At 55.7% G+C, this 12,065-nt stretch carries 11 protein-coding genes and 1 riboswitch; of the genes, 3 read left to right on the plus strand and 8 right to left on the minus strand.

Going from position 1 to position 12,065, the window contains the following annotated elements; translation table 11 throughout:
• Positions 1–562, minus strand: a 562-nt coding sequence (locus tag L692_RS0123300) for an AAA family ATPase (protein ID WP_025702363.1), incomplete at its 3' end; no start/stop codon positions are given.
• 202 nt (positions 563–764) lie between these two features.
• Here L692_RS0123300 and L692_RS0123305 point away from each other — a divergent pair.
• Positions 765–1,460: a DinB family protein gene (locus L692_RS0123305; protein ID WP_025702364.1), complete on the plus strand. Its 696-nt coding sequence runs from the start codon at positions 765–767 to the stop codon at positions 1,458–1,460.
• Positions 1,461–1,533: 73 nt separating this feature from the next.
• On the opposite strand, the gene spoVAE is transcribed toward L692_RS0123305, so the two are convergent.
• The 3 genes from spoVAE to spoVAC are packed head-to-tail and all read right to left on the minus strand — an operon-like array spanning position 1,534 to position 3,412.
• Positions 1,534–1,884, minus strand: a complete 351-nt coding sequence (gene spoVAE / locus L692_RS0123310) for a stage V sporulation protein AE (protein ID WP_025702365.1) — start codon at positions 1,882–1,884, stop codon at positions 1,534–1,536.
• Complete coding sequence (spoVAD, locus tag L692_RS0123315; RefSeq protein ID WP_025702366.1) at positions 1,881–2,915, minus strand: stage V sporulation protein AD; 1,035 nt, start codon at positions 2,913–2,915, stop codon at positions 1,881–1,883. The genes spoVAE and spoVAD overlap by 4 nt, the downstream gene beginning before the upstream one ends.
• Positions 2,912–3,412: a stage V sporulation protein AC gene (gene spoVAC, locus L692_RS0123320; protein ID WP_025702367.1), complete on the minus strand. Its 501-nt coding sequence runs from the start codon at positions 3,410–3,412 to the stop codon at positions 2,912–2,914. The genes spoVAD and spoVAC overlap by 4 nt, the downstream gene beginning before the upstream one ends.
• Before the next feature lie 445 nt (positions 3,413–3,857).
• Here spoVAC and L692_RS0123330 point away from each other — a divergent pair, with 445 nt between their 5' ends.
• Positions 3,858–4,934: a M42 family metallopeptidase gene (locus tag L692_RS0123330; RefSeq protein ID WP_025702368.1), complete on the plus strand. Its 1,077-nt coding sequence runs from the start codon at positions 3,858–3,860 to the stop codon at positions 4,932–4,934.
• A gap of 233 nt (positions 4,935–5,167) precedes the next feature.
• Here the strand turns inward: L692_RS0123330 and L692_RS0123335 are convergent, their stop codons facing one another.
• The 4 genes from L692_RS0123335 to L692_RS0123350 are packed head-to-tail and all read right to left on the minus strand — an operon-like array spanning position 5,168 to position 10,350.
• Positions 5,168–6,355: a mannitol-1-phosphate 5-dehydrogenase gene (locus L692_RS0123335; protein ID WP_025702369.1), complete on the minus strand. Its 1,188-nt coding sequence runs from the start codon at positions 6,353–6,355 to the stop codon at positions 5,168–5,170.
• Entirely contained in the window at positions 6,352–6,789 is a 438-nt protein-coding gene (locus L692_RS0123340; RefSeq protein ID WP_025702370.1) for a PTS sugar transporter subunit IIA, read from the minus strand. Before L692_RS0123340 ends, L692_RS0123335 begins: the two co-directional genes overlap by 4 nt.
• A 17-nt stretch (positions 6,790–6,806) precedes the next feature.
• Positions 6,807–8,879 (minus strand): BglG family transcription antiterminator, encoded by a 2,073-nt coding sequence (locus L692_RS0123345; RefSeq protein WP_036725202.1) that lies wholly within the window; start codon positions 8,877–8,879, stop codon positions 6,807–6,809.
• 19 nt (positions 8,880–8,898) lie between these two features.
• Positions 8,899–10,350 (minus strand): PTS mannitol transporter subunit IICB, encoded by a 1,452-nt coding sequence (locus L692_RS0123350; protein ID WP_025702372.1) that lies wholly within the window; start codon positions 10,348–10,350, stop codon positions 8,899–8,901.
• A 210-nt stretch (positions 10,351–10,560) separates the two neighbouring features.
• A riboswitch (purine riboswitch) is annotated at positions 10,561–10,658 on the plus strand.
• Between the two features lie 54 nt (positions 10,659–10,712).
• On the opposite strand from L692_RS0123350, the gene L692_RS0123355 reads away from it, so the two are divergent.
• Positions 10,713–12,065: 8-oxoguanine deaminase (locus tag L692_RS0123355; protein WP_025702373.1), on the plus strand; the 1,353-nt coding region annotated here is incomplete at its 3' end.

The following is a 12,065-nucleotide window of genomic DNA, read 5'->3' on the forward strand; positions in this document are numbered from 1 at the left end:
GAAGCAGGTTGCGCTCGGTTGCCGCGTCCGGGTAGCCCAGGCTGATCCGCAGCATGAACCGGTCAAGCTGCGCTTCGGGCAGCGTATACGTCCCTTCAAAGTCGATCGGGTTCTGCGTGGCGCACAGCATGAACGGATGCGGCAGCCCGTAGGTCTCCCCGTCAACCGTCACGTTGCGCTCCTCCATGACCTCAAGCAGCGCGGACTGCGTCTTGGTCGTCGCCCTGTTGATTTCGTCGGCCAGCAGAATATTGGTCATTACCGGTCCCGGACGGAAATGGAACATCTCGTCCCGCGGATGATACACCGATACGCCGGTAATGTCGCTTGGCAGAATGTCCGGATTGCATTGAATCCGGCGATAGTCTCCGGAGATGGATCTTGCCAGCGCGCGGATCAGCTGGGTTTTGCCCGTTCCCGGCACATCCTCGATCAGAACATGGCCGCCTGCAAGCAATGCGGTCAGCAGCAGCTCTATTTCAAACGTTTTTCCGAGAATGCAGGATTCCAGATTGGCGCGGACAGCATTTACAATTTGCATCGATTCCTGGCGTACGGGCATATATTGTAAAACCTCCTAATCAGAATAGACAGTATACTTACTATTTTACATGATTAAGAGGGACAAAGTACATTCGGCGTCTTTTGAAAGCGGTTAAGCTACGCATAAGGAGACGATAAATTACGCGCTGCGGGGCAGGATTTCCATAATATTGAAAGAATCTTGAATATACCATATTCTATCAAGCTTTGGGGGGCCTGTGATGAACGCGGAAGCGCGCAAGGCGTGGAATGAAGATCAGAAACGGCTGACGGCCATGATTCTCTTGCCAAGTGAGCACAAGGAGTCCGTCTCCCTGCTGCTGCGGCAGCACGCGCTGCTGTACACGGCCGACGGGGAAGCGGATATAGCCTTCGGCTTTGAAGACCTGCTTCTGAAAGGCGCCAGGGAGGAGACGCTGCGGCACTATCCGGTGCAGTCTCCCGATACGCGGAATTCCATCGTTTGGCATCTGTGGCACAGCGCCAGAGTGGAGGATATCACCATGAATTTGCTGGTTGCCGGTACAAGACAGGTGCAGGACACGGACGGGATGGCCCGGAGACTGAATATCCGCTTCCTCCATTCCGGCAACGAGATGACCGATGCGGAAATGGCGGAACTCAGCGCGGAAATCGGGATTGAGGGTCTGCTCGCTTACCGGCAGGCTGTCGGGCGCAGAACCAGGGAAATCATAGCTTCTCTTGAAGCGGGACAGTTTAGACAGAAGGTGGACGCGGAGCGGATCAAGGCGGTGAGAGAGCAAGGCGCGGTTACGGAAAAAGCAGGCTGGCTGACCGACTACTGGAGCGGCAAAACGATAAGCGGCTTGATGCTGATGCCCGCGACGCGGCATCATTTCGTTCACCTGAACAAAGCGATGCGGATCAAATCCAGGCTTCAGCGGCGCAGGTCATGAGGCGGGGAAGGCCGATATTTTGCAAAAAGAACCCGTCCGAACGCTCCCTTTCGGCGGGTTCCTCCCAGTTGAATCAGCCCTTTGGCCGCACGAGCAGCGCAGCCAGGAAGGAGAATACAATCGCCGACGATATTCCGGCGCTCGTAATGTTGAAGATGCCTGTCACGATACCGATCCAGCCCGTCTGCTCCAGCTCGATAAGCGCGCCGTGCACCAGCGAGTTGCCGAAGCTGGTAATCGGCACGGATGCGCCCGCTCCGGCGAATTTCACGAGCGGGTCGTATATTCCGACCGCATCCGCTATCGCCCCGGCGACCACGAGCGCGCTCATCGTATGCGCCGGAGTCAGCTTGACCACATCCAGCAGCAGCTGGCCGATGACACAAATCAGGCCGCCGACCACAAACGCCCATACAAAAATCATGCTTGCTCACCTCCGCTCTCCAGCGCAACCGCATGCGCAATACAGGGTATGCTGTCACCCTGCTGATAAGACAGCGGCGACAGCAGCGCTCCTGTGGCCACGACGAGCACCCGCTTGAGCTGCCCCTTCTTCATCCGTTTCAAGATATGCCCATAGGTAACCGTCGCCGAGCAGCCGCAGCCGCTGCCTCCCGCAATGACGAATTTCTGCCTTTCCCGGTCGTAAATCATCAGGCCGCAGTCGGTGAATTCGGTTTGTTCCATCGGAATGCCTGCTTTGGCAAGCAGCTCCTGCGTGATGGGGAGTCCAACCGATGCCAGGTCGCCGGTTGCGATCAAATCGTAATATCCCGGGGACAATCCCGTGTCGCGAAAATGCGCCATGATCGTATCGGCCGCGGCGGGAGCCATGGCGGAGCCCATGTTAAACGGATCTTTAATATCAAAATCCATAACCTTTCCAATGGTTGCCGCAGTAACGAAAGGGCCGCTTTGGGTCCCGTCATTCCGGGTAATCACGGCACAGCCGGAGCCCGTAACGGTATACTGCGCCGTTGGCGGTCTCTGCGAGCCGTATTCGGTAGGATAGCGGAATTGCTTCTCCACCGTACAGTTATGGCTGGCGGTTCCGGCCAGCGCATATTTCGCTCCTCCGGAATCCACAATCATGGATGCGACCGCCAGGCTTTCCATGGAGGTGGAGCAGGCGCCGAATACGCCGAGATAGGGCGTGCCGAGTTTTTTGGCGGCAAAGGACGCGCTGATAATCTGGTTCATCAAATCGCCGCCTACGAAAAATTCCAGCTCCTCCTGCTTGATTTCCGCCTTCATCAGGGCCAAACGAACCGCCTTTTCAAACATTCGGCGTTCCGCCTTCTCCCAGGTGTTCTCATTCATCTTCAAAGTGTCGTACACGAAGTCAAAATCCGCGGCGAGCGGCCCGTCCCCTTCCTCGGGTCCCACTACCGACGAAGCGCCAAGAATAGCCGGCCGCGATGTGAACTGCCAAGTCTGCTTGCCAAGCTGCTTCATAAATGCCCTCCCCCATGTCCAAGAAAAATGTAGACGATGCCTATAATAAAGGCCGCCACTACGCCGAAGACAATGACCGAGCCCGCAAGCTTGAACATGTTGGCCGCCATGCCCAGGACAATCCCTTCGGCACGGTGTTCCAGCGCCGCCGAGCACATGCTGTTGGCGAACCCGGTTACGGGAACGGCCGTCCCGGCGCCGCACCACTGCGCCAGCTTGTCGTATACGCCGAAGCAGGTGAGAATGACGGAGATGAGGATCAACACCGCCACTGTCGGGCTTGCCGCTTCCCGGGGCGTCATGTCGAAATTAGCCATGAACACTTGTTGTACCGCCTGTCCAATCAAGCAAATCAGGCCGCCGGACAGGAACGCGCGAATACAGTTTTTGAATACGGGCCTGGAGGGCTCGTGCTTTTTGGCCATCTGCTTGTAGACTTGAGGAGTCAGGGAATCAAGCTGCAGCTTGACCCCCGAACGTTTGGTTTTTGCCGGCAATGAAGGCACCTCCTAAAGATTTGGCGAAGGCTGGCCCGTTTGCGCACATTGCGCAGCCGGGACGATAAACGACTTCGCATAGAAGATTTTCCTTTATTGTTCGCCGCCTTGCGTCTCCTTATGACACTCAGGGTTCAGGTAAAATACAGCAGCACCGCGACAAGCAGCAGAAACAGCACCAGAATAAGGACGGCCTCACGCTCCGCTTCCGACTTAAACATCCTTCTCTCGCTCCCCTTTCAGGGTTATGGCCTTCAAACGCCCCTAAAAGCATTGTATTCGCCGCCTTCCCGCCGGGTGTACACTTAAGTCCTGCGCCAAGCGCGTATTTCAGAGTCCGGCCTGCCCGGATTGCGGCGCGCTCCCCTGTACGGTATGCCCCCGGTCCAATGGACAATCCGCCGGTGAAAGTTCATACTATACCGTAGTAAAGGAGCGATGGCAGATGAATCAGGAAACACTTGATATGTTCAAGGCCCTAACCGATTTCCCTTCCGCCCCCGGTTTCGAACGTGAACTGCGCAAGTTTGTAAAAGAAGCCATGGCGCCGTATACCGACGAATTTGTGCATGACCGTCTCGGCAGCCTGTTCGGTGTGCTTCGCGGCGATGTAAACGGTCCGAAAGTAATGGTGGCCGGCCATTTTGACGAAGTGGGATTTATGGTTACCGGAATAACCGATAACGGAATGATCCGTTTTCAGCCTCTTGGCGGCTGGCTGGCCTCGGCGGTCAGCTCCCAGCGGCTGCAAATTATTACGCCAAAAGGAGCGATTACGGGCGTCGTCGGCAGTACGCCGATCCACCTGCTCAGCCAGGAAGAACGTGCCAAGGTTAGCGACATCAAAGCGATGTTCATCGATATCGGCGCGGACAGCCGCGAGGAAGCGATGGCGTTCGGCGCGGCTCTCGGCCAGCAGATCGTCCCGGTCTGCCCCTTCACCCCGCTTGCCAATCCGAAAAAAATATTGGCTAAAGCATGGGACAACCGTTACGGGGTCGGGCTGGCCATTGAGCTGGTCAAGGCGCTCAGCGGCAAAAAGCTGCCCAACACCGTTTTTGCCGGCGCTACTGTGCAAGAAGAAGTCGGCCTGCGGGGCGCGCAGACGTCGGCCAATCTGATTAAGCCGGATATTTTCTTCGCGCTCGATGCAAGCGCCGCTGCGGATATGAGCGGGGACAAGCAGGCGTTCGGGCGGCTTGGCGAAGGCGCGCTGCTGCGCATCTTTGATCCAACGATGATTACCCACCGGGGACTGCTGGAATATGTGCAGGACACGGCGGATACGCACCGGATCAAGTATCAGCACTTCGTCGCTCCAGGCGGTGGAACGGATGCGGGACGGGTGCATATAAGCGGCATCGGCGTTCCCTCCGCCGTGATCGGTATCTGCTCACGGTATATTCATACTTCTACATCCATGATCCACACCGACGATATCGACGCGGCCAGAGAGCTGCTGATCAAGCTTGTGGAAGGACTCGACCAAACTACGCTGCAAACTATTATTGAGCGTAGCTGAACGGGATTTACGGCAGCGTCAAACACATGCCGGAATAATGGAAAGCCCGCCGGATTATCAGAATTCGTGCGGGCTTTTTTCGGCAGCTTCATTGCTTTCACTGTTGCCTTTCACTGTTGCCATCGGCATTTATTATATTATTATGAATTTTTCATATATTGATTTTATCATATATTATGCCGCGAAATTACCTGTCTGCACCCTGCTCTATACCCTGTCAGCCATTTTTAGAGCTAGGCTTGCTTCAATACGTTTAGCAGCTTCAATTCGTTAACCCGCTTTAATTCATCGTAATGCTTCAAGACCGCTTCATGAATCTTATGGCCTGGCGGAATCTTCGTATACTTAGCCAGCGACGACCGGGTTCCAGCCTTGACCACGGAAGCCTGAAGCTCGGCAGCTTCGGGATCTTCCATCACATCGAACAGCAGCGCTCCCGCCATCGCCCTTGCAAGCGCAGAGAAGCTGAGGCCCCGCTCATAAGCCTGCATCGCGGGTGAGACGAGACGGTCTCCCGGAGACAGCTTACGGATCGGAGAACGCCCGACCCGGGCCACTTCATCCGTCAGGGCCGGATTTCGGAAGCGTTCCAGAATTTTATCGATATATTTGCCATGCTCCTTACGGTCGAAGCCGTGCTTTTGGATCAACACTTCCCCGGTCTCTTCAAGCACTTCCCGCACGGAAGCGGTAAGCTCCTCATCCTCCATCGCCTGCTGGATCGTTTCCCATCCGCGAAGATAGCCGAGATAGGCCGCCGAGCAGTGTCCGGTATTCACCGTGAACAGCTTGCGCTCAATGTATGGCTCCAGATTGTCGACATAATGAACTCTTTTAATCGGCGTATAGCCCGGAAGCATTTGTGAGGAATCGACGACCCACTCATGAAACGGCTCCACAACTACTTTCAAAATATCCTTATGCTGCTGAATCGGCACGATCCGGTCCACTGCGGCGTTCGGAAAAGCAACCATTTTGTCAGCCTTGCTCCGCGTCTCTTCGTCAAGTCTGGCATAGACAAGCTCTTTAAGCTGCGCGCTGCCGCCTATCGTATTCTCGCAGGCGATGATATGCAGCGGCAGGGAAGACTTCTCCACCCTTAGGGCTATCCCCCGGGCGATGACACCTGCAATATGCTCCAGAATCGAAACACCTACTGCCGTTGTTATAAGATGCGAATTAGCGACAGCCAGCATCACCTCCTCTTCCTGGGAGGCGCTGCTGAGTGCAGTTACATGGTTCACCGTTGCCGTTTCCCGCCCCTCGCTGGCTAGTGTAACGGTATACTCTCCGCGTTCCCGCAGCTCGCGTACCACGGCTTCGTTCACGTCCACAAAGGTCACTTCATAGCCCGATTGCGCCAGCAGCAGGCCGATAAAGCCTCTTCCGATATTGCCGGCTCCAAAATGTACAGCCTTCATACTTCTACGCCTCCCTCAAAAATGCCGATAATATCGAGAGGACTCTCGGCATTCATAATTCGCTCGATTGCGTCATCTTCAGTGAAAATCATCGCCACATTCGTAAGGACCTCCATATGCTCTTCTCCAGCGGCCGCTATGCCGATTACCACAAATGCCGGCTCGTCGCCTCCAAAGTCGACGCCTTCCGGAAACCGGACAACGGACAGCCCCGTCGATTTGATATAAGGCTTCGCATCCTTTGTTCCGTGGGGAATGGCGAGCCCGCCTCCCATGTATGTGGATACGACCTCTTCCCGTTCCAGCATCTTCGGAATATATTCCTTCGTGACATGATTGTCCTCGACCAGCAGTTGGCCGGCGATGGCAATAGCCTCGTATTTGTCTTTGGCGACGGCGTTCAATACAATTTTATTTTCAGACAGGATGCTCATTGGATTTCCTCCCGGTTTCATTTTTTATTTTCGAAAAAACGCAAAAGCTTGGCGGACAAATAGGCTCTAATCTCCGGCTCCGGCCCCTCCTCCAAAAGACGCACCAGCTCTGTATCCAGCAGCATCGCGCTGATCTCGCTGAGCACTTCCAGACTTTCCTTCGGCGGCTCCTGCGGGGCAAGCATCAGCAGAACCGTTCCGACCTCGGTCTCTCCGTCCAAAACAAGCGGCGACCCGAGCCGATACAGTGTCAGCGAGGACATGAGCACATGGGTACTGCGGGTATGGAACAGCGCAAGACGGGTATCCGGTATGACCTGACTGGCCATCTTCTCCCGTTCCAGCAGCTTCTTCTTCAGCGCCTTTGGATCATCGGTTACTCCGCTGCCTGAAAGCTTTTCCATCATCGCACCGATGGTATCCGGCAGATTCATTCCTTCATTGCTCAGCGAATAGTGCCGGAAGTGATCGACCAGCCCTTCAATTTCATAGAGCAGTCCTTTGTAGCTCTTCAATCTGCCAATCACCGATTCCCCGGCCACTTGCGGGCCGTCTCCGGCAGAAGCGCTTCCGGCTCCCCCCGGAACCTTGGACTCGATATAGCGCAGAAGCTTGTCGATCTCTTCCGCCGTCAGCAGCGGGCTAACTCTGATATATCTGTCCTTTTCCATCGGAAGATCAATGGTCGATATGATCAGGTCATACTCCTCTTTCGGCATTCGGGCCGCCTCGTACCAGGAGACATTGCCGCGTATCTCAAGCTGGGGCATTTCTTTTCTTAGCCGCTCCCCAAGCAGCCGGGATGAGCTTAATCCGCTGGCACAGACGAGAATCGCCCGAGCATTTCGCTTAAGCTGGTTAAGCCGTTCCATAGACGCTCCGAAATGCATAACCAGAAAGGCAATCTCCTCATCGGGTACGGACAAATCCAGCTTCAGCTCCTCCACCGTATCGCGGATAACGCCGAACAGATAGGGGTAATCCTTGCGGATCGGAGCGAGCAGCGGATTGCGGATACGGGTGCCGTCACGGATTCGTCTGAAAGCCTGCTCGACATGCTCCAACAGCCCCTCCCTTAACACCCGGTCGTTGTGGAACGGAAGTCCGGTTCGCTTGACGGCCTGGTCCGTCAGACGGTATACCAGCCCCATCAGTCCAATGTCCCCGTACACCAAAACCTCTGACACCCCGGGCTCCCGTACCCTGTCAAACCATCCGGCAATGTATTCGATCTCCGCTTGGGGAAGCACAAGGTTCAGAACGTTCTCCATTCGCTTGACGAACTCTGCTGCGCCGGAAATATTCCGGCATTCGGACATTCTCAAGCAGACCGATTCCCCGGCAGAGGGGATGACCATCCCGATTTCCCAGCGCCTGACGGCGACCGACAGGCCCAGCAGCAATTCCATATAGACATTCTCAGGGAGTTCGGCCGTCCAGTCCCACTCCATATCCCACAGGAGATTCTCCACGTTCAGCAGCCTGCTCTGTCCGACAGTGGCAAGCAGCTTGCCGAAGACCGGACTTCCCTCCCCTTCCGGCTGAGACCCGGAGCCGACCAGGTCCGACTGATCCAGATGCTCGGCTGCCAGCCTGCAGATTGCTCGCCGCTTGTCGGCTTCAGCACCGGCGATTTCGACACCGTAGCCTCTTCTGCGGACAAGCTGAAGTCCAAATTTGCGTACCCATTGCTCCAGTTCATCCAGATCATTGCTGATAGTAGCTACCGTTACTTTCAAGGTGTGCGCCAGAGCGAACAGCTTGAGCGGCTCTTCTGTCTCAATCAGCGAGCATAGCTCGAATACTTTGCGTTCCTCGCCCGAATATTCCGCAGGTTTTTCCTCCCGCAAAAAGTGCCTGAGCTGCCCGAGTCCGGTTTCCGGACCGTCCATCTGGATTCCCTTGCCGGACTTGCGGCTTAAAGTCAGCCCGAAGTCCTGAAGAATGTGCTCGGTATCCTCCATCTCCCGGTGGACAGTCCGCACGCTGACGCCGATATTCCCGGCGATTTCTGCAGCGGTGATCTCCTGGCGATTATCCAGAAGAAGCTGGATCATTTGCCGCTGTCTGGCGCTAATCTTCCTTATCATAGGAACCCTCCTGCAAGCCTCAACTCAAACGTTCGACCAATTCGTCATATTTCGGACTCTTTAAAAAGTTGTCTATCGAAATATGCTCGGCATTCGGATTATTCGCGATCGCCCGGTCCGTCAATGTCTTCTGGGTAACCACAATGTCGGCGTCGATCGGAATCTCGCTGACCGGGGAGTTAACTACCGTCACGTGAACCCCGGCGTTCTGCAATTTTTTTCTCAAGACGGAGGCCCCCATGGCGCTGGAACCCATACCCGCGTCGCAGGCGAACACGATTTTGTGCACTTCGTCCTTGCTGCGGATGTTGCCGGCAGTGTTGGAAGCGATTGCAGTTTGAGCTGTTGCGGTTTGAGACGCGGCGCCTGCTGTTTTCATGCCTTTTAATTTGGCCGCCGCTTCTTCCAGACCCACTTCCTCCGTGCTTTGCTTGACGGTCTTCAGCAGCAGCGAGGCCATGAAGAAGGAGACGGCCGCCGCCGCGATGACACCGGCAAACATCGAAAGGTATCCGCTCTTAGGCGTCATGGCGATATAAGCGAAAATACTGCCCGGGGAAGAGGAAGCCGACAAGCCTGCTCCAAGAAGCTGGAAGGTAAAGGTTCCTGCCACACCGCCGCCGATGACCGCCAGGATCAGGCGCGGATTCATCAGAATATAAGGAAAATAAATTTCGTGAATTCCGCCCAGAAAGTGAATGATGATCGCGCCGGGAGCGGATGTCTTGGCCGAACCCTTGCCAGCGAGCCAGTAAGCCAGCAGAATGCCAAGACCGGGACCGGGGTTGGATTCAAGCATGAAGAGAATCGACTTGCCTGTGCTGGCCGCCTGCTGGACGGCAATCGGGCTTAAGATCCCGTGGTTGATCGCATTGTTCAGAAACAGCACCTTGGACGGCTCAATGATAATGTTGACAAGCGGCAGCAGGTGATAGTTGACCAGAAATTGCACGCCGCCCGACAGAATGTTCGTCAGCCCTTGAATAAGAGGACCGATCCCGGTGTAAGCGCCCAGGGCCAGAGTGCCGCCGATAATCCCCAGCGAGAAGTTGTTGACAAGCATTTCAAAGCCCGCTTTAACCTTTCCCTCCACCGCCCGGTCAAACCATTTCAGCACCCACCCGGCCAAGGGGCCAACGAGCATCGCGCCAAGGAACATCGGAATATCCGAGCCGATGATGACGCCCATGGTGACCAGGGCGCCGATCACCCCGCCGCGTTTGCCGTGAACCATCGTTCCGCCCGTGTAACCGATCAGAAGCGGCAGCAGATAAGTGATGATTGGACCTACCAGCTTGGCCAATTGCTCATTGGGCGCCCACCCTGTCGGAATGAATAAAGCGGTGATCAGTCCCCAAGCGATAAATGCGCCGATATTCGGCATGACCATACCGCTTAACAAGCGGCCAAGCTGCTGTACCTTTACTCGGACACCACCGGATTCAGTCTGCTTCGTTGCCAGTGTAGCCATATATTTTTCCCCCTCAACTAATAGATTGCAACGCCTTTCAACAAGCTTGAAGGAAAGTTATTTCCTACGAATTCATCATAAATCGAAGCGCTTTCTTTGTCACGAAATTGAAAACACGGTTTCGTCATGAACATTGTTGACAAGATTTAAGAGCGCCCGCGACTGCGGCGAACAAGATGATTGACATCCATTCGGCGTCTTCTTATACTAATTAACAACTTCACAGTTGTTCGTATAACCCCGATAATCGGTTCGGGGGCTCTACTGGGGTCCGTAAAATCCTAACTACGAACGCAATATCTAACAATATTGCGCTCGTAGTTGGGATTTTTTGCATTTTACATCAACAAGGGAGGTACACTATGAGCACACTGCTGATCAAGAATGCCCGCAACATTATTACCATGGATGCAGAGCGCCGCTGTCACCCGGGAGGAAGCCTCTTCATCGAGGGTCAGGAAATCAAAGCCATCGGGACGGACATTCCCTATGAGGACGCCGATACCGTCATTGACGCGGCGGGCAAGATCGTCTATCCCGGGCTGATTAACACCCATCATCATTTATACCAGACTTTTACCCGAAACATCCCGTGGGCGCAGGACTGCGAGCTGTTCGACTGGCTGCTGACACTGTACGAGATTTGGCGCCACATGCGGCCGGAGGATGTGTACTTAAGCGCGATGGTGGGCCTCGGCGAGCTGCTCAAGACCGGCTGCACGACCGCTTCCGATCACTTTTATTGCTTTCCGAACGCGGTCAGCGGAGACCTGATCGATGAAGAAATTCGCGCGGCCCGGGAGCTTGGCATCCGGTTCTATCCGACACGCGGCTCCATGAACCTTGGCAGGTCGCAAGGAGGGCTTCCACCGGATGAGGTGACGCAGACGGCAGAGGTCATTCTGAGGGACACGCGCCGGGTCATTGAAGCCTATCATGACGCCTCCAAATTCGCCATGGTTCGCGTTGGCGTCGCGCCTTGCTCGCCGTTCTCGGTATCCGAGGATCTTCTGCGGGAATCCGCCCGCCTGGCGCGCAGCTACGGCGTCCGGATGCACACCCATCTGGCCGAGACGAAGGACGAGGAAGACTTCTGCCTGGCCAAGCTCGGACTGCGTCCGCTGGAATACATGGAGAAGACGGGCTGGCTCGGCCGGGACGTATGGTATGCGCACGGCATTCATTTTAATGGCGATGAGATTCACAGAATGGGCGCCTGCGGCTGCGGGGGTGCCCATTGCCCGAGCAGCAACATGAAGCTGTCGTCCGGGGTGTTCCCAGTGCGGAGCATGCTGCAGGCGGGCGTTCACGTCGGACTCGGCGTGGACGGCTCAGCATCCAATGACTCGTCCAATCTGCTCGGGGAAGCGCGGCAAGCCTACCTGCTGCACAAGCTGACTGCCGGAAGCGCGGGTCCTACGGCCGAGGAAAGCTTATGGCTCGGGACGGTCGGTTCATCGAGGGTGCTTGGCTGGGAGGATGCAATCGGCTCTTTGGAGGTGGGCAAAGCGGGGGATTTGTTCATGATCGACTCGCGCAGACTGGAGTATGCCGGAGCTTTGTTCAACGATGCGGCCTTGCCTGTCGTGACAGGCATTAGCCAGAACGTCGATATGACAATCGTCGGCGGACGGATTGTCGTGCAAGACGGGCGGCTCGCGCATATTGAGGAAGAACGGATTGCGGAGGCTGCGGGGGCTGCGGCTCTCCGGATG

This window comes from Paenibacillus forsythiae T98 (assembly GCF_000520735.1).
Lineage (GTDB): Bacteria > Bacillota > Bacilli > Paenibacillales > Paenibacillaceae > Paenibacillus_AQ > Paenibacillus_AQ forsythiae.

What these genes read in the sequence shown, in the direction of transcription:
- L692_RS0123345 (WP_036725202.1), bottom strand. Translation starts at nt 8,879, where the DNA reads ATGATAAGGAAGATTAGCGCCAGACAGCGGCAAATGATCCAGCTTCTT.
- L692_RS0123340 (WP_025702370.1), bottom strand. Translation starts at nt 6,789, where the DNA reads ATGAGCATCCTGTCTGAAAATAAAATTGTATTGAACGCCGTCGCCAAA.
- L692_RS0123330 (WP_025702368.1), top strand. Translation starts at nt 3,858, where the DNA reads ATGAATCAGGAAACACTTGATATGTTCAAGGCCCTAACCGATTTCCCT.
- L692_RS0123335 (WP_025702369.1), bottom strand. Translation starts at nt 6,355, where the DNA reads ATGAAGGCTGTACATTTTGGAGCCGGCAATATCGGAAGAGGCTTTATC.
- spoVAE (WP_025702365.1), bottom strand. Translation starts at nt 1,884, where the DNA reads ATGATTTTTGTATGGGCGTTTGTGGTCGGCGGCCTGATTTGTGTCATC.
- L692_RS0123350 (WP_025702372.1), bottom strand. Translation starts at nt 10,350, where the DNA reads ATGGCTACACTGGCAACGAAGCAGACTGAATCCGGTGGTGTCCGAGTA.
- L692_RS0123305 (WP_025702364.1), top strand. Translation starts at nt 765, where the DNA reads ATGAACGCGGAAGCGCGCAAGGCGTGGAATGAAGATCAGAAACGGCTG.
- spoVAD (WP_025702366.1), bottom strand. Translation starts at nt 2,915, where the DNA reads ATGAAGCAGCTTGGCAAGCAGACTTGGCAGTTCACATCGCGGCCGGCT.